16 protein-coding genes are annotated in these 17703 nt (G+C 65.6%); 10 read left to right on the forward strand and 6 right to left on the reverse strand.

The features are described from left to right. Positions 1-218: 218 nt before the first annotated feature. From ACVJGD_RS12830 to ACVJGD_RS12840, 3 genes are all read left to right on the forward strand, one after another. Positions 219-1181 (forward strand): flagellar biosynthetic protein FliO, encoded by a 963-nt coding sequence (locus ACVJGD_RS12830; RefSeq protein ID WP_456634677.1) that lies wholly within the window; start codon positions 219-221, stop codon positions 1179-1181. Continuing rightward, complete coding sequence (gene fliP, locus ACVJGD_RS12835; RefSeq protein ID WP_456634678.1) at positions 1178-1930, forward strand: flagellar type III secretion system pore protein FliP; 753 nt, start codon at positions 1178-1180, stop codon at positions 1928-1930. The genes ACVJGD_RS12830 and fliP overlap by 4 nt, the downstream gene beginning before the upstream one ends. A gap of 166 nt (positions 1931-2096) precedes the next feature. After that, positions 2097-2297: a helix-turn-helix domain-containing protein gene (locus ACVJGD_RS12840; protein ID WP_456634679.1), complete on the forward strand. Its 201-nt coding sequence runs from the start codon at positions 2097-2099 to the stop codon at positions 2295-2297. A 14-nt stretch (positions 2298-2311) separates the two neighbouring features. Here ACVJGD_RS12840 and ACVJGD_RS12845 read toward each other — a convergent pair whose 3' ends face one another. Together ACVJGD_RS12845 and ACVJGD_RS12850 are read right to left on the reverse strand one after the other, a co-directional pair. Next, positions 2312-3547: a YbfB/YjiJ family MFS transporter gene (locus ACVJGD_RS12845; protein ID WP_456640244.1), complete on the reverse strand. Its 1236-nt coding sequence runs from the start codon at positions 3545-3547 to the stop codon at positions 2312-2314. 411 nt (positions 3548-3958) lie between these two features. Next, on the reverse strand, positions 3959-7732 hold the full coding sequence (locus tag ACVJGD_RS12850; RefSeq protein WP_456634680.1) for a tetratricopeptide repeat protein: 3774 nt from the start codon (positions 7730-7732) through the stop codon (positions 3959-3961). 144 nt (positions 7733-7876) lie between these two features. Between ACVJGD_RS12850 and ACVJGD_RS12855 the strand changes: the two genes are divergently transcribed. Further along, positions 7877-8131 (forward strand): DUF3551 domain-containing protein, encoded by a 255-nt coding sequence (locus ACVJGD_RS12855; RefSeq protein WP_456634681.1) that lies wholly within the window; start codon positions 7877-7879, stop codon positions 8129-8131. Between the two features lie 172 nt (positions 8132-8303). Beyond that, on the forward strand, positions 8304-8825 hold the full coding sequence (locus ACVJGD_RS12860; protein WP_456634682.1) for a DUF1269 domain-containing protein: 522 nt from the start codon (positions 8304-8306) through the stop codon (positions 8823-8825). Between the two features lie 32 nt (positions 8826-8857). Here the strand turns inward: ACVJGD_RS12860 and ACVJGD_RS12865 are convergent, their stop codons facing one another. From ACVJGD_RS12865 to fliL, 4 genes are read right to left on the reverse strand one after another with little or no spacing between them, the layout of a single operon-like run. Next, complete coding sequence (locus ACVJGD_RS12865; RefSeq protein ID WP_456634683.1) at positions 8858-9634, reverse strand: MotE family protein; 777 nt, start codon at positions 9632-9634, stop codon at positions 8858-8860. Then, a complete protein-coding gene (locus tag ACVJGD_RS12870) occupies positions 9631-10086 on the reverse strand; it encodes a DUF6468 domain-containing protein (RefSeq protein ID WP_456634684.1) in 456 nt (151 codons plus the stop codon). Before ACVJGD_RS12870 ends, ACVJGD_RS12865 begins: the two co-directional genes overlap by 4 nt. 1 nt (position 10087) lies before the next feature. Then, positions 10088-11284 carry a flagellar motor switch protein FliM gene (gene fliM / locus ACVJGD_RS12875; protein WP_456634685.1) on the reverse strand — a complete coding sequence of 399 codons (1197 nt, stop codon included), beginning with the start codon at positions 11282-11284 and terminating at the stop codon, positions 10088-10090. Positions 11285-11286: 2 nt separating this feature from the next. After that, positions 11287-11781: a flagellar basal body-associated protein FliL gene (fliL, locus tag ACVJGD_RS12880; protein ID WP_456634686.1), complete on the reverse strand. Its 495-nt coding sequence runs from the start codon at positions 11779-11781 to the stop codon at positions 11287-11289. Positions 11782-12165: 384 nt separating this feature from the next. Here fliL and flgF point away from each other — a divergent pair, with 384 nt between their 5' ends. From flgF to ACVJGD_RS12905, 5 genes are all read left to right on the forward strand, one after another. Continuing rightward, the gene (gene flgF / locus ACVJGD_RS12885; RefSeq protein ID WP_456634687.1) at positions 12166-12930 is read left to right on the forward strand and encodes a flagellar basal-body rod protein FlgF; all 765 of its coding nucleotides are present in this window, start codon (positions 12166-12168) and stop codon (positions 12928-12930) included. Between the two features lie 16 nt (positions 12931-12946). After that, on the forward strand, positions 12947-13735 hold the full coding sequence (gene flgG, locus ACVJGD_RS12890) for a flagellar basal-body rod protein FlgG (RefSeq protein WP_028163563.1): 789 nt from the start codon (positions 12947-12949) through the stop codon (positions 13733-13735). A gap of 12 nt (positions 13736-13747) precedes the next feature. After that, positions 13748-14812: a flagellar basal body P-ring formation chaperone FlgA gene (gene flgA, locus ACVJGD_RS12895; protein WP_456634688.1), complete on the forward strand. Its 1065-nt coding sequence runs from the start codon at positions 13748-13750 to the stop codon at positions 14810-14812. Positions 14813-14817: 5 nt separating this feature from the next. After that, positions 14818-15570 (forward strand): flagellar basal body L-ring protein FlgH, encoded by a 753-nt coding sequence (flgH, locus tag ACVJGD_RS12900; RefSeq protein ID WP_456634689.1) that lies wholly within the window; start codon positions 14818-14820, stop codon positions 15568-15570. Between the two features lie 477 nt (positions 15571-16047). After that, positions 16048-17622 carry a hypothetical protein gene (locus tag ACVJGD_RS12905; protein ID WP_456634690.1) on the forward strand — a complete coding sequence of 525 codons (1575 nt, stop codon included), beginning with the start codon at positions 16048-16050 and terminating at the stop codon, positions 17620-17622. The last annotated feature ends 81 nt before the right edge of the window (positions 17623-17703 follow it).

Below are 17703 nucleotides of genomic sequence, written 5' to 3' on the forward strand. Positions count from 1 at the left end.
CATCAGGAAATGCACATTTTCGCCACGATCGCTGCGTTAACCAGCGCGCGCGGGCGGGCTCAGAAGTCGTTTTGGAACAATCGATTCTTGGTCTATTAGTAAACATGGGCGGCGTGACTGCCGTGGGGAATTAAGAAATAAGGCTGATCTCGGGCGTGATTCGCTGATCGGATCGCTTCAGCCCGCATCCGTCGAAGCCAGCATGAAAGCAGGGCCAGATGGCCGGGGACAGTAATATGCAGATCCTGTGGTTCCTCTTTGCGTTCATCGCCGTATTGGCGCTGATCGGTCTGGCGGCGTGGCTGGTCCGCCGTTTTGCCGGCAGCCGCCTCGGGGCCAACACCAACCGCGGGCGGATGCCGCGCCTGGCAGTGATCGATGCTGCCGCGGTGGACGGGCGACGGCGCCTCGTGCTGGTCCGGCGCGACAATGTCGAGCATCTCCTGATGATCGGCGGCCCCACCGACATCGTCGTCGAGCCCAACATCGTGCGCGCGATGGCGGCCCGTGATCAGGCGCCGCCGCGTCCGGTTGTTGCCAGCGCCGAACCACCACCGCGGGTTGCGCCGCTCCCGGATACAGCCTGGGCCGAGGCCGAAAGCGCCCGCACCGATATCTTCGAGACTCCGGAGCCGGCGATACCTGAGCCGCCGCCGCGGCCCGCACGCCCGTCCTTCGCTGAAGAGCTCCGCCGCCCGGCCGGCCCGCCGCTGCCGGAGCGACGCGATCCGCTCGCCGGCTTCACGCCGGAGCCGATCGGCAGCCGTCCCGAACGCACCGAACCGCGGCCCGAGCCGATGCCGCCGCGCGTCCCCCGCGAGCGCTCCGAGCCCCTGATCCCGCGCCCGCCGCGCACGACCGAACCGAAGGTCGCGCCGCTCCGCACCCCCGAGCGCGCCGCGGCGCCGCCGCCACCCCCTCCTCCTTCACCTCCGCCGCCACCGTCAGATACGTCCAGCGCCGACGCCAATCTCGCCGAGATGGCGCAGCGGCTCGAGGCCGCGCTGCGCCGTCCGGCGAGCGAAGCCGCCGCACCGCCGGTCGCTCCCGAGCAGGCGGCGCCGCGCCCCGCGCGCAGCGAACCCCCGCCGGCGCCCTCGCCGGGGCCGCAGAAGAGCGGCTTTGAGAATCTCGAAGACGAGATGGCCTCCCTGCTCGGCCGCCCGAAGAACCCTTCGTGAGGCTGCCGAAGGTCCCGCGTAGAGTTTTATTCACCGCCGTCCTGATCGCCGCCAGCTCGCTGGCGGCGCCTGCTCTTGCGCAGGACATCAGCATCAATCTCGGCCAGGGCAATGGCGGCGTCACCGAGCGCGCGATCCAGCTCATCGCGCTGCTCACCGTGCTCTCGATCGCGCCGTCGATCCTGGTCATGATGACGTCGTTCACGCGCATCGTCGTGGTGCTGTCGCTGCTGCGCACCGCCTTGGGCACCGCGACCGCGCCGCCGAACTCGGTCATCATCGCGCTGGCGATGTTCCTCACCGCGTTCGTGATGGGCCCGGTGCTGCAGAAATCCTATGACGACGGCATCCGCCCGCTTGTCGCCAACCAGATCAGCGTCGAGGAAGCGCTGCAGCGCGCCTCCGTCCCCTTGCGCGGCTTCATGCAGAAGAACGTGCGCGAAAAGGACCTCAAGCTGTTCATGGATCTCTCCGGCGAGCCGCCGCCGGCGACGCCGGAAGACATGTCGCTGCGCATCCTCGTGCCCGCCTTCATGATCTCCGAATTGAAGCGCGCCTTCGAGATCGGCTTCCTGTTGTTCCTGCCCTTCCTCATCATCGACCTCGTGGTCGCCTCCGTTTTGATGTCGATGGGCATGATGATGCTGCCGCCGGTCGTGGTGTCGCTGCCGTTCAAGCTGATCTTCTTCGTGCTGGTCGACGGCTGGTCGCTGGTCGCCGGCAGCCTGGTGCAGAGTTACGGCGGGTAGCAGGGCGTCATGCGAACGAAGCGCAGCAAATCCATCGCCGCACCTCATGCGTAGGCGTATGGAGCGCAGCGCAATCCGGGATTATCGACACTTGCGATCTGGTCCCCGGATTGCGCTGCGCTCCATCCTGGCTACGATAGGATGACAAGGGCAACTTAGGTGCGGCATGTCAGGTGAGATAAAGCCGATCGGGACGAAGCGGGATTACGAGGCCGCACTCAAGGAGGTTGAGCGTCTCTGGGGCGCGAAGTCCGGCACGCGCGACGGCGACCGCCTTGACGTACTGGCGACGCTGATCGATGCCTACGAGACCGAGCACTATCCCATGGACCCGCCTGATCCGATCGAGGCGATCAAGTTCCGCTGACCACACTGGCTTGGCTACGAGCGCGCCCGATTGCCCAATAATCCGACCACGAGATCGACGGCGAGCGCGGCGGTGATGGCGGCTGCGCCGATCATGAACAGGAGCGCGTAATTGCCGGTGGTCTGCTCGAAGCAGTAGGACAGGCCATATGCACCGCCGGCCTGAAACAGCGCAAAGCTCGTGGTCGCTTGCGCCCAGGCCGCGCCCTGCTCGGCGCTGTTGTGCGGAACGAGTTCATGGATGCGGCCGAGCGTCAGCGGCACGACGCCGGGGGTGAACGCGCCAACGATGACGCTCGAGACGATCATCACTGCCGGAGCCGCGCTGACCGCAGGCAGCACGATCGCGATCGCCTGCACCAAAAAGGCGACGCGCAGCGCCGGGCCGAACCCTGCGCGGTCGGCGAGATGCCCGGTGACGAGGGGACCGGCAATGGCACCGATGCCGTAAAGCACCCAGTATTGCGAAGCGGCCAGAATCCCCTGCCCCAGTCCGCGCGCGACGAAGTCGACCAGGAAGACCATGTGCGGCACCAGCGCCACGGCGTTGAGGCCATACTCCGCATACAGCGCGCGGATCGCCAGTGATCCCGGCCGCGCCGCGGTGCGATGGTAGACTACGGCTTTCATGCCGCGAACCTCGGCCGGCCAGGCCTTCCAGCTCGCCAGGGTCAACAGCACGGACAATATGCCAAGCCCGTACCAGGCTTGCTGCAGCCCTTGCCGCAATAGCAGCGGCACGAGCGTGCCGGATGCAGCAACGCCGAGGCCCACGCCGGCGAAGATCACGCCGCCGACCACGCCCTTCTTGTTCGGCGGCGTGTGCGGCAGGATCGTCGACGCCGCGAGCACCATGATCACGCCTCCCGCAAGACCTGCAAGGAAGCGCCACACGAAGAACCAGGCGAAAGAGATCGGCACCGAGCAGGCAAAGCAGCAGAGCGAGGCGAGCACCATCATGGCGCGCAGCGAGCGCACCGCGCCAGCGCGAGCACCGACTTCGCGCGCGACAATCGCGCCGGCCAGATAGCCCGCTAGATTGGCTGCGCCGAGATAAACGACATCCGCCGGACTGAACCATTTCGCCGCGATCAGCGCCGGGATCAGCGGCGTGTAGGCGAAGCGCGCCAATCCGAGACCGACCAGCGAGGCGCAAAGCCCCGCTGCAGCCGAAAGCCAGACCGGTCCGCCTTCATGATGATGATTGGCTGCAACTGAATGCGGATGACGGTGAGCATGGGTGGTTGACATCGACATGGCTTAAGCAGCCTCGCCGCCGGAAAGGGAAATGGTTAGTTCTGATGCCAGCCATCGCCGACGGCGATGGCTGAAGGGCGCTGCGCTCAGTGCAGCGCAATCCGCGAGGTCCTCATCAATGTTTCTGAGCGCAGCTTCACCTCCCCTTGAAAAGCAGGGCTATCCCATATGGCCGTTTGGTGGCTGCGAACGAGGCGGGGCCTCATGGTTCGAGACGCGCCGCAAGCGGCGCTCCTCACCATGAGGGTCTAAGATCCCACCGCGAAATCAGACCTCATCCTGAGGAGCCGCGCAGCGGCGTCTCGAAGGATGGGCCGCGAAGGGACCGCCCACCAAGTTCTATTTCATATGCGATAGCCGGCCTTTCAGGAGGAAGGAAAAGTTCGGAGCCCCGATACGGGATCGCTACCTCGCCGCGCTGGCGCGCTTGACGCCGACGATCGCCGGCAACGTGTCGGGAGCGGCTTTCGTGCCGGGCACGGCGCCGGTTGCGATCGGGTCGGGCAGCGGGGCGCGGGCGGTGGCGTCGGGGAAACGGAGCTTCATGTCGCGGATGAAGCCGTCCAGCGTGTCGACGCTGGCGGCCATCCTGGCGATCTGGGAGAATTCCGCACCGTTGGCGGCAGCAGGCCTCGCTGCAATGTCGAACGCCGTCCGGTCGGCCTCGCCTGACATCAGCGGCGCATATTTGTCGCGGAAGCGCGTCAGCCCGATCGCGTCCTCGGCGAGCGCATAGCCGATCACCGCACGGATGATGTCGCCCTTCTCAGCCGCGTTCAGCGGCGTGAAGTCACGCCAGCGGTCGCCATAATAGAGTTCGATCTGCTCGGAGGCCTCGCGCCAGTGCCGCTGCGCCCAATGGATGTCGGAGCGCAGCCGGATCGCCTCGCGGCCGGAAATGTTGGAGACGATATCGAGCGCAAGATCATGCCGACCGACGTCGCTCTGCGCACGCGCCTCGAGCAGCAGCCGCTGCTGGCGCAATTCGCCTGACAGATCCGAGATGCGGGTCACGTGCAGCGCCGCGATCGCGCGCTCCGGCTTGCGGTTGGTGAGATAGACCATGGCAAGGCGCGCAGCCACCTGCGCGCGCGCGGCGCCCTCGAGCCGCTTGTCGACCTGGTATTGCAGGAGCTCGGCGGCCTGGTCCAAAAGGTCGACGCCGACGAGGCGGTCGGCCAGGCGGCGGATCATCTCGTCGCCCCGGCGACCGATCGGCGTGAGTTCGCGATATTCGTAGAACATCGTGAGCGCATCGATCGGCGGGATGCTGTCGCCGGCGGGCCCGAGGAAGAGCTGGGCGAACAGCGCGGACGCCGCATCCTGCGCCTGCCGCGATTCCGGCGAATTCGGCAGCAGCCTGGTCGCGGCGCGGGTGGCCGCGAACGCTTCCGCATAGCGCCCGGTGTCGGAATAAATCTTCGCCAGGATCTGCAGCGTGCGCAGCTCGATGCTGTCGCCGCGCCACATCACCGCGAGCAGTTCGAGCTCGCGCAGGATCTCTCCTTGCGTGATCTCGCCCCGCTTCTGCTTCAGGATGATCTCGAGCAGCTTGCCTTCGGCCGCAGCCTGCCGGTCGGGCGAGTTCGCGGCGAAACGGTAAGCGTCGAGCGCGTCCTTCTCATAGCCGAGCGCTTCGGCGAGGCGGCCGCGCAGCACTGCGGCGGCCGGCTTCAATTCCTTCGGCAGGCCGATCACCTCGAGCTCACTGCGGCGGCGCGCGGCGCCGGCAAAATCTTTCACTTCCAGCGCAGCCTTCATCGATTCCAGCATGACGACGCGCTGCAGGTCCGGCGGCAGCGTCGCGACCGAGAACTCCGCGTTCTTGAATTTCTCCCGCGCATCCGCCCATTTGCCCTGCCGCGCGAGGGCAAGCCCTTTCCACAATTGGGAATCATAGCCGTTGCCGATCGCGGGATTGGCGAGGTCCTTGAGCGCGCGCTCGGGCCGGCCCATCATGATGCTGCTGGCGGCATGGATCATCAGCACGGACGGATCCTCGGCGCCGCGCTTGCTCTCCGACAGCATCAGGTTGGCGACGCCGTGGGCTTCCTCATACATGGCGCGCGCGACGTAGAACCTGGCAAGGTTGAGCCGCGCCTGCGCGAGCTGCTCGGGCGAGGTGGTCGCCGCCGCGCTGGCCTCGATCAACGCGTCGAGCCGCTTCAGGAAGTTCTCCGCCTGGTTGTTCTTCCATTCCTCGGCATCGAACAGCGGCTTGACCGCGGCGGTGGCGCGTTCGGCGGCGACGTCGGCCGACGACAGCGTAAGCCCGCCCGGACGTCCCAGCACCACCTTGTCGGCGCCTAGTTCGGCCTTCACGTCGTCGGCGTTCGGATGCACCACGAGGCCGTGGACGGATTCAAGCAGCGACAGCTCGACGAAATCCTGTCGCCGGATGAAACCGCGGGCCGGCGGCGGCGCGGTCACGACCCACAGCACGTCGCCGGCGTCGGGATCGACCAGCCGGTGCAGTTGTCCGGGATTGGCCAGGGGCACGCTGACATTGGCGAGCGCGGGATCGCTGACATTGCGCACCACCATCAAGGGCTGCGGCGGCTTCTGCACCCGGTCGGCGAAGGTCACCGTCCAACCGGTGCCGGAGGAGCGGTCGTCGGCTTCGAGCGACGGCATCTGCGGGCGGTTGAGGCGGAAGCGGATCGCTTGTCCGTTGTCCAGCGGCAAGCGGCTGACATCGGAGATGATGGCGCCGGCCTTGTCGCGGATCGGCGCGAGGTCGATGGTCTCTTGGGAATCGAACACCAGCCACACCGCGTCGGCGCGGCGGAACAGCGCTGATGGCGTAGCCTTCTGGAAGCTGAACGTCACGCGCAAGCCATCGCTGTCGCGCCGCGCGTCGACCGTAACAGGCTTTTCGGCGGAGGGAGTCTGCGGCGATGCGGCCACGTCCTGTTTCGGCGCAGCATTTGCTGGTGACGGTGAAGCCTCTTTGACAGAGCCTGCTGCAGGCTTCGGCGGCGCGGCAGGCGCCGCTTCCGCTGGAAGCGGAGACACCTCCTGCGCAACCTTCTCCGACGCCGGCGCAGGCATCTCGGCGGCTGGAGGCTGCGCCTTCGCGGCCGCAGGCGCCGTGCTCTCGGCCGCTGCGATCGGCTCCGCCTGCGGCGCATTTGCGCCCTGCTCGGGCTTGATGGCGATCTTGGCCTGCTCCGCGAACGTCTCGGAGGTCACGGGCGCGATCGGCGCCGGCTGCTGCAACGGCGTGGATTCCCGGATCGCCTTGCCCTGCCCGGCCGCCACGGCGACCAGCGGCTTTGCCGGCGCGGGCGGAACGTTGGCGGCGTGCCCATCGGCTGCCGGCTTCTCCGGCTGCTGGAAGGCGACGTCGACGACATAGTTCTTGTCCTCGCGGAAAGAGCGCACGTCGACTTCGCCGATCAGGTTGATGTCGACAGCGGACGTGTCGGTGTCGGAGCGCTGGTTGATCGAGGCGACGTTCGGCGGCGCCGCCACCTTGGCATCCGCGAGATCGAAGCTGAGCACGCTGTTGAACAACAGCGTCAGCTTCTGCTCGTTCAGCACCGAGGACACGCTGACGCCATCGGGGATTTCGAACACGAAGCGCACGAAGGTCGGCTGCACCGAGGCGCGCACGCGCACCGGCGGCTTCTTCCTGGCCGCGTCCGCCGCCCGCTGCGCACGCAACGCGCGCTCGGCGGCGCGCGCGCGCTCGGCCAGTTCGCGGATCACGTCCGTGGGCAGAGGCGGCGGCGGCCCGGCCCAATCATCGGGCAGAAAGTCGATGAAGATCCGCTCGGCCGCGGTCATCGTGTTGATCGTCACCCGCCGCGACAGCGACAGGCGGATCGCCGTTCCGTCCGGATCGCGCCGCGCCATGCCGACATAATCGGGCACGGCATCCGCCAGTTTCTCCACGGGGATATCGACCGGCCGCTTGAAGCGGATCACGACAATCGAGCCGGCCGTCGACACTTCGGTGTCGACATCCTCGGCGAGCTTGAACACCAGCCGCGCAAAACCGTTCGCCGCCGAGAACGTCGCCGCGCCCTTGACCGGATCATCGGCGCGGGCGGCAGGTGAAAGCATCAGCGGGATCAGGAGAGCGGCAAGCGGCAACAGCCGGCCCAGGCAAAGATGCGCCGTCCGCACCAAAACGCGGCCATGCGACCCCAGTCCAGCGGCAGCCCGTCGCGCCATGCCAGTTACGTCTTTCAGCCCTCAAGCGTCGAAGCAGGCACGAATGCGCCACCCCGCATCCGAATCTTGAATTGGCTCGCTTAAGGAGTTGTTAAATATCAACATTAGGGATGATTTTGATTTGCCGGATTTGGGGAGATTCCGATGCGCCCAACGGGTCAGGCGATCCTGGTGATCGGCGCAATGCTGGCGGCGCTGCCTGCCAAGGCGCAGACCTATGATCCGCGTTACCCGATCTGCATGCAGGTCTTCAGCATTGACGGCCCTGCAATCGGGTGCGGCTATACATCGATGGCTCAGTGCAAAGCGTCGGCGTCCGGCCGCGCTGCCGAATGCTTCGCCAATCCGTATTTCGCGGGCCCGAACACGAAAGCGCCAGCCAGGACCCGTCGGCGGTAGGCAGGTTCCCCGTTGCGTTTGAGACAAACGGGCGAAGCCACAGATTGAACAACGTGCTACGCTCCACTCGCCGTGGTTGATGCAAATCAATGGCGGGCGCGTGCCATTTGCTTTGCATTCGGATGGTCATAGAGACGGAATAAAGTCAGGCGGCCATAAAGGAGAACTGCAAATGAGTGATCTTGTCGTGATCGCATTTCCAACCGAGGCGAAGGCGGAAGAGGTTCGTCAGAAATTGCTGGCCATGCAGAAGGAGTACCTGCTCGAACTGGGCGATGCGGTGATCGCGGTAAAGGATGCCGAAGGCCGGATAAAGCTGAACCAGCTCGTGAACACCACGGCGGCCGGCGCTGTCGGCGGCGCTTTCTGGGGCACCCTGATCGGCCTGATCTTCCTGATGCCGCTGGCAGGAGCAGCGCTTGGCGCCGCCGGCGGCACGCTCGGCGGATATCTGACCGATGTGGGTATCGACGACAAATGGATGAAGCAGACCGCTGAAGCCATTCAGCCCGGAACTGCGGCCCTCTTCGTGCTGGCACGCAGGGTGACCGGAGACAAAGTGCTTGAAGGTCTCAAGGGCGAAGGCGGCACCGTGCTGAAGACGTCTCTCGACCACACCAAGGAAGAGGCGTTGCGGGCGGCGCTGGCCGGCGCGCAAGCGGCTGTTCCTCCCCCACCTGCACCGGCTGCTTAGTTAGTACTGCTGCAAGCGATGCGTCGAAGCCGTCAGTTCGGCTTCGGCGCGAGCATCTTGCCCTCGATCTTGGGCAGGTCGGCGGCGGGCTGCAGCTTGTCGGGACTGGCGCGGCGGGCGAGCTCGACGGTGAGCCGCTCGGCCGCTTCCGGCTGCATCAGGCCGAGGATGTCGGCCATCTTGCGCGGCTGAATCTGCGAGGCGATCTCGTAGAGCACGCCCATTTCCAGCCGGTCGAACACCTTTGCGGCGTCCTTCGGCTTCATGCCCTCATACATCGTGACGATGCCCTTGAAGCGCGCGGCGTCGGCCTCCGCCTTCTGTGCCGCGGCGGCGCTGGTCCTGGCGTCGCTGGCCTTGGCCTCCTCCACCTTCATCTCGATGCGCTTCTCGGCCGCCTTCAGCAGGCTTTCGCGGATCTCGATCTCGCGCGCACGGGCATCCAGTTCCTGCCGGCGCGCCTGCAGCCGTTCCAGGATCGCGCGCTCGGAGGCCGAGATCTGCGGCGGCAGATTCGGATTCACCACAACGCCATCCGGCTGCGGCGGCGGATCGGTCGCTGCCGGCGGCTCTTCCTTCTTTTTCTCCTCGGGGCCGTGCACGGAGCCGGTGATGTCGTTCGGATCTCCCTTGTTCTTTCCGCCCGGGAAATTCAGCATCTCCTGCGCCCATGACGGCTTGGTCGACTGCGGATTATAGTCGAACACATAGCCGCCATCGAGCACGAGGCCCGCGACCTTCAGCACCACGAGGCCGAAGATCGCGACCAGCACGACCGGGATGACACGGATGTCGCGGAACGCGCTCATGCGGCCAGACCGCCAGCCTTTCTGCGCTCGGTGAAGGCTTCAGCCGCCGCCGCCACCGCCTTGGCCGGCGACATCTTCGGCGCTGCTGGTGCGGGGGCTGCAGCGGGCGCAGATTCCGTCACCGGCCGCCCCGCCTGCACGATCCTCGACAGCCGGCGGATCATGGCGTCGGCTTCGGAGAGCTGGCTCTTCAGATGCGCAGACATCTGCGTCGCCGCCGTGAGCTGGCTGCCGAGATTCTCGTTGACGTCGCGCACTGTGTGCTTGAGCCCGCCGATCGCGCGCTCGGCGATCTCGGTCGCGGTGATCAGTTCGGCGATGGTGGCCTTCAGCGAGTGCTCGTCGGCCTTCAGCCGCTGCAGGCGCTTGTTGAGCAGCATGCAGTAGCCGATCGTCAGCATCAACAGCACCGCGACCAGGCTTTCAATCGCAATTCCGAGGGAATGATTCAAACTATGCCTCCATCATCTTGGTCTGCTCGTCGGCCTTTTCGAACATCGCGAAGGTGGTATTCGGCTTGCGCAGATTCTTGCTGACGCGGATCGCGACGCGGTCGCCGACGCGGCCCATGCGGCCCTCGGTCAGGGTGACGTTGCCGCAGCGCACCGACACCAGCGAGTCCGCGCGGATGTCGAGCGGCAGCGTGTCGCCGACCTTCAGCTTCATCAGGTGCTTCAGCGGAATGTCGGCCTCATAGAGCACGGCCTCGACCGATATCTCGGCCTGCGCCACTTCGGTCGCGAAGTGGCCTTCCCAGATCGGATCGCGGCCGAACTTTTCGCCCATGAACATCTGCAACAGCACGTTGCGGATCGGTTCGATGGTCGCATAAGGCAGCAGCAATTCGATGTTGCCGCCGCGGTCCTCCATGTCGATGCGCAGGCGCACCAGGATCGCGGCGTTGGCGGGACGGCTGATCGCGGCAAAGCGCGGATTGGTCTCGAGGCGGTCGATGGTGAATTTCACCGGCGACAGCGGCCGGAACGCCTGCTCGGCATCGGTCAGCACGACCTCGATCAGCCGCTTCACCAGGTTGGTCTCGATCGTGGTGTAGGGGCGGCCCTCGATGCGCAGCGAGGTCTGGCCCCTGCGGCCGCCGAGCAGCACGTCGATCATCGAATAGATCAGGCTGGAATCGACGGTGGCAAGTCCGAAATTCTCCCACTCCTCCGCCTTGAACACGCTGAGCACCGCGGGCAGCGGGATCGAGTTCATGTAGTCGCCGAAGCGCACCGAGGTGATGCGATCGAGCGAGACTTCAACGTTGTCGGAGGTGAAATTGCGCAGGGATGTCGTCATCAACCGCACCAGGCGGTCGAACACGATTTCCAGCATCGGCAGGCGTTCATACGACACCATCGCGGAATCGATGATGGCGCGGATGCCGGAATGGTCGTCGAGATTGACGTCGCCGACGGTGAAGCCAAGGAGGTTGTCGATCTCTTCCTGCGAGAGGACCCGCTCGCCGCCGTTCTTGGTGCCGAAGTCACGGCTGCCGTCCTCGACCATTGCCGCCCATTGCAGCGCCATGCTCTCCGACAATTCGTTCTTCGCAGCTTCTTCCGCCGCCGCCTCGGGATCCTCGGAATCGAGCGATGCCTCCCACTGGGCGGCGATCGCATCCTGGTCCATCTGGTCGTTGCCGGCCATCGCTACTGAACCACGACTTCCTTGAACAGCACCGCGTTCACCTGGTTGGGCGACAGCGCCGCGTTGACGCGCTTGGTGAGTTCTTCCTTGAGGCGGAACAGCCCGGCCGAGCCGTTGAGATCGCTTGCGCGCAGCTCGCGCAAGTAGGTCTGGAACAGGTCGGTGACGCGCGGCAGCGACGGCTTGATCGCCTCGACCTGCTTCTCCTCCTTCACCTCCAGCACCAGCTTGACCTTCAGATACTGGATGCGCTCGCCGGGCGCGCCGACGAGGTTGACGAGCATGTCGGGCACTTCGACGAAGGCCGGCGGCTTCGGCGGCGGCGCTTCGGCGTGCACCTCCTCGCCATGGCCGCCGCGCATGAAGAAGAACCAGCCGGCGCCCCCGCCAAGGATGGCGAGGAAGCCTGCGGCAGCGATGATCAGCTTGAGCTTACCCTTCTTCGAAGCTGCGGCCTCGCCCTCGGCGCCGCCCTCCGCCTTGTCCTCGTCCGCCATCGCCCGCCCGCCCCAAAAACCGGAAACGAACGCGATTGCCCCAGCCAAGCCTTTTAAGACGCAATACCAATGCCGCCAGCGCACACGCGCTCTGTAACGGTGCAACGCTAGGGTAAGAATGGTTAACGGTTTCTTTCGATTGCGCCTCAACTAGGAAAAAACTGCCGGGCAAACATGGTCAACAAGACCTTTCTGCCGCCCTCTCCGCCCCCGGGCTGGACACCTAACCCCCTAAAAAATCATCGCTTTCCGACTTGGCACGGCTTTCGCTGAAGACAGTTGCGAGCCGGCGGGTTTGGGAGAGCCCGAAGGTTCGCAAGGTCCGGGGCAGGAGGTTTGGGAGAGCCTCTTTCTGCGGACCGTCCACGAAGGGGAGAACCGCCGATGCAGAATACGCTTCTGGTCGGACTATCGCGGCAGGTTGTGCTGGAAAGGCAGATGGATGTCGTCGCCAACAACATCGCGAACATCACGACGAACGGCTACAAGGCCGACCGCTCGCTGTTCCAGGAATTCCTGAGGTCCGGCGCGCATGAGGACAATTTTGCCCCCTCCGACCGCCGCGTCTCCTTCGTCAACGACCGCGCCACCTTTCACGACTTCTCGCAAGGACCGACGCAGGAGACCAAGAACCCGCTCGACGTCGCGATCGACGGCTCGGGCTTCCTGGTGGTGCAGACGCCCGAGGGCGAGCGCTACACCCGCGACGGCAACCTGACGGTCAACAACCAGGGCCAGCTCGTCACCCAGTCCGGCTATCCCGTGCTCGGCAATGCCGGCCCGATCGTGTTCCAGCAGACCGACAAGGACATCAACATCGCCGCCGACGGCTACGTCAGCGTGCTCGAGGGCACCGGCCGCATCGACTCCATCCGCGGCAAGCTGCGCGTGGTCAATTTCGCGCAGCCGCAGCAGCTCCTGAAGGAAGGCAGCAACCTCTATTCGGCCGGCGAAGGCAACCCGGCCGCGCCCGACACCGCCTCGCGGCTGCGCCAGGGCTTCGTCGAGAAGTCCAACGTCAATTCCGTCACCGAGATGAGCCGCATGATCGAGATCACGCGGACCTACACCCAGATCTCGTCACTGCTGCAGCAGCAGAGCGACCTGCACAAGTCGGCGATCGACAAGCTCGCCGACGTGCCCGCCTGATAGAGGAGTTTGACTGATGCGTGCTCTCTACACTGCAGCGACTGGCATGGCGGCACAGGAACTCAACGTTCAGGTGATCTCCAACAACATCGCGAACCTGCGCACCACCGGCTACAAGAAGCAGCGCGCCGCGTTCCAGGACCTGATCTACGACCATGTGCGCCGCGTCGGCTCGCAGGCCTCCGACCAGGGCACCATCCTGCCGGTCGGCATCGATCTCGGCGGCGGCGTCAAGACCGTCGGCACGCCGCGCCTGATGAGCCAGGGCACGCTGTCGCCGACCGGCAACGACCTCGACATCGCGATCCGCGGCGAAGGCTTCTTCAAGATCCAGATGCCCGACGGCACCTACACCTACACCCGCGACGGCTCGTTCATGATGGACCAGCAGGGACGCGTTGTTAACGCGCAGGGCAACCCGGTGCAGCCGACCATCACCATCCCGCAGAACTCCTCGCAGATCACGATCAACGCGCAGGGCCAGCTCACCGTGATGCTGCCGGGCTCGACCACGCCGACGCTGGTCGGCCAGATCGGGCTGACGCGCTTCATCAACAAGGCCGGCCTGCAGCCGATCGGCGACAATCTGTTCGTCGACACGCCGGCCTCCGGCACGCCGCAGGACGGCATCGCCAACACCGACGGGTTCGGCGACATGCAGCAGTCCAACCTCGAACAGGCCAATGTCGAGGTGGTCTCGGAAATCTCCGACCTGATCGCAGCCCAGCGCGCCTATGAGATGAACGCCAAGGTGATCAGCGCCGCCGACCAGATGCTGCAATCCACGTCCAACCTGTTCCGCTGAGGGAGAGTGACCATGTTCGCCCGCTCGCTCCTTCTCGCCGCGCTGCTCTTTCCGGCTTCCATCTCCCATGCCATCGCGCAGAGCCGCAGCGACATCATCGCGCCGCCGACGCTGCGCGCCAACGTCACGGTCACAAGCGACATCGTCCGCATCGGCGATCTCGTCGACAATGCCGGCAGCTTCGGCGCAACGCCGATCTACCGCGCGCCCGATCTCGGCACCACAGGCACGCTGCCGGTGGCGCAGGTGCTCGCCACGCTGCGCACCCATCAGGTGATCGGCGTCGACACCCGCGATCTGAAGGAGATTTCAGTGACGCGCGCGGCGCGCGCGATCGAGCGGCAGGAGATCGAGCTTGCGGTGGCCCGCACGCTGGAGCGCCGCAATGGTCTGGGCGAGGCCGCCAATCTCACCATCAACTTCGATCGCGACGTCGGCGACATCCGCCTCGAAGCCACCAATTCCGGCAATCTGCAGCCGGTCGCCCTCCGCTACGATCCGCGCAACAACCGCTTCGACATCACTTTCGAGATCGCGAACGAGACCGGCGCCGCGCCGACCAGGCTGCGCTTCACCGGCACCGCGATCGAAACCGTCGAGGCTGCCGTGCTGGCGCGCAGTGTCGAGCGCGGCGAAGTGCTCAAGCATTCGGACGTGCTGGTCGAGCGCCGCCCGAAGGCCGAGGTCGGCAGCGATCTCGCCGTCCGCGACAATGTGGTCGGCATGCAGGCCCGTCGCCAGCTCCGCGCCGGACAGGCGCTGAAGACCGCCGATCTCGCCAGGCCCGATCTCGTCACCCGCGACCAGAGCGTGACGCTGATCTATCAGGCCGCCGGGCTCTATCTCACGATCCGCGGCAAAGCGCTGGACGGCGGCACCGAGGGCGACGCCGTCAGCGTGATGAACCTGCAGTCCAAGCGCGTCGTCTCCGGCGTCGTCTCCGGCCGCGGCCAGGTCACGATCACCCCGCCGCGCGCAGCCCCTGCCCTTGAACCCACCGCCTCGCTCGCGCCCGCCGAGCAGGCGAGCCCCGTCGCCGTCGCCAACGTCAGTTCAGTCGCCCCGAAAGCCGAGTAACCGTGATGTCCGCTTACCGTATCAACCGCCTCGTTCTCACCGGCGCGCTGTTCGCGCTCGGTATCTTCGCGAGCGGCTGCTCCTCGATCGATCGCCTCTCCCAGATCGGCGAACAGCCGAAGCTGACCGCGATCGAGAATCCGACCACGCAGCCCGGCTACAAGCCGGTGCAGATGCCGATGCCGAAGCCGGAAGTGGCCTCCTACAGCCCGAACTCGCTGTGGCGCAACGGCTCCAGAGCCTTCTTCAAGGACCAGCGCGCCGCGCGCGTCGGCGACCTGCTGACGGTCACGGTCAATTTCACCGACAGGGCCAACATCGCCAATGAGACCCAGCGCAGCCGCACCGCCAAGGAAGATTCTGGTATCACTGACTTCCTCGGCTCCCAGACGGTTACGCAGCCGCTAAAGGTTCTGCCGGGCAAAATCCTCACCACGGACTCGACCTCCTCCAGCGACGGCAAGGGTTCGGTGAACCGCCAGGAAGCGTTGCAGACCAACGTCGCCGCGGTCGTCACGCAGGTGCTGCCGAACGGCAACCTCGTGGTCGAGGGCAAGCAGGAGATCCGCGTCAATTTCGAGATCCGCGAACTGATCGTCGCGGGCATCGTGCGGCCCGAGGACATCCAGAGCGACAACACCATCGATTCGAGCAAGATCGCGCAGGCCCGCATCGCCTATGGCGGCCGCGGCCAGATCACCGACGTCCAGCAGCCCCGCTACGGTCAGCAGGTGATGGACGTGCTGCTGCCGTTCTAGAGCATGATCCGGAAAAGTGGGAATCGGTTTTCCGAAAAGATCAAGCTCAAATAAAAAGACTTCTTCCCTCCCCTTTCTTCAAGGGGAGGGTCAGGGAGGGGATCAGGCCACAGCGCGCAGCCTCTCCTTTAACGAGCTCCCACACCTCATTGCGAACCTAGGCGCAATGAAGTGTCCCAACGCGGCCCTCGCTAGCTCCCCTGGCGAGGGTCGCGGCTTTTTCTGGCAGCGCGTCACTTCACCTCTCCCGCTTGCGGGAGAGGCGTAGGCCGCCTTTCGGCGGCCGTTCTTAAGGAACGCCGAAGCGGAGCTTCGGCTATGGCATAGCGCCGGGTGAGGGCTCTCTCCACACGAAGAATCCCACCGTGGAGAAAGCCCTCACCCCAGCCCTCTCCCGCAAGCGGGAGAGGGAGTGCAGCTTCCATCGCGGATGCAAGTCCGACCTCATCTCATCGCGGTTTGGTATAGGATTGCAGCATGCCAAGCAGAGCGAGCATTCGGCCTTACCTGCTGCGAAGCTTTTCGGTCGGCCTCGCGCTGGCCATCTCGTGCTGGCCTGAAGCGGCACCCGCCGATCCGAGCGTCGTGCTCGCGCCCGCGGCCATGGCGCGCATTGGTTCGATCGACGAGCGCTTTCAATCCTACAATGTCGAGATGGTCGAGGTGACCGGCGGTCATTTCTGGCGTCCCTATGCCGATCGGCGCAAACCTTCGTCGAAAGCGAATGGCATCCCCGCCGGCAGGGATCCGGCGATGTACGCCCACCGGAAGCCGATCGACCTCGCCAATCCGCGCCTGCGCAAGCTCGCCGCGGCGCTGGGGCCGGCCTATCTGCGCGCGAGCGGCACCTGGGCCAACACCACCTATTTCGACGACACCGATGACAGCGCGCGATCGCCGCCTTCAGGCTTCAACGGCGTGCTGACACGCCGTCAATGGAAAGGCGTGATCGACTTCGCGCGTGCGGTGGATGCAAGGCTCGTCACCTCCTTTGCAACAGGCGCCGGCACACGCGACGCCAGCGGCGTCTGGACGCCGGCGCAGGCGGAAAAGCTGATCGCGGCGACGCGTTCACTCGGCGGCAAGATCGCCGCCGCCGAATTCATGAACGAGCCCGACCTCGCCGTCATGGGCGGCGCGCCGGCCGGCTATGACGCGGCGAGCTTCGGACACGACATCGCCGTGTTCGCGCCATTCCTCAAGCGTGCGGCGCCAGAGACGATGCTGCTTGGCCCGGGCACCGTGAGCGCAGGCGGATCGAGTGATGCGCTCGGCAGTGAGAAGCTCTTGGCGGCAACAGGCCCCGTGTTCGATGCGATCTCATTCCACTATTACGGTGCGCTCTCGCCACGTTGCAGCAAGGCAGTGCCGTCGGCGGCGGCGCGCGACAGCAACGCGCTTTCGCAAGACTGGTTGTCGGGTATCGACCACGCGGCCTCCTTCTACGCAAACTTGCGCGACCGGTTCGCGCCCGGGAAGCCGCTATGGATCACGGAAACCGCGGATGCCGCCTGCGGCGGCAATCCCTGGAGCTCGACCTTCCTCGACAGCTTTCGCTATCTCGACACGCTCGGGCGCATGGCCAAACACCAGGTGCAGGTCGTCATGCACAACACGCTTGCCGCCAGCGACTACGGCCTCCTGGAAGAAAAAGACTTCACGCCGCGCCCGAATTACTGGGCGGCATTGCTGTGGCGAAAACTGATGGGGACGACCGTCCTCGACGCCGCATCGGTGGCAGCGCCGCGATTATATCTCTACGCGCACTGCCTGCGGGACAAGTCAGGCGGCGTCGCGCTGCTTGCCATCAACACCGATCGGATGGCGTCGCGGTCGCTCACATTCTCCGGGTCGGCAAAGCGTTACACGCTGACCGCAGCCAATCTCACCGACACGCGCGTGCGCCTGAACGGCCGCGAGCTGAAGCTCGCTGCGGATGATGAATTGCCCGTGCTGCAAGGCGAGCCGATCGCGACGCCACGCATCGACCTGCCTCCCGCCAGCATCACATTTCTCTCAGTCCCGGACGCGGCGAATCCCGCCTGCAGCTAGCGCCGGAAACGCCGAGCACGTTTGCATCGGACGCATACCCCGGGAAACTACGTACAGTAGGTCAGACCAAGGCTGGCCCAG

Source organism: Bradyrhizobium sp. USDA 10063 (assembly GCF_054063735.1).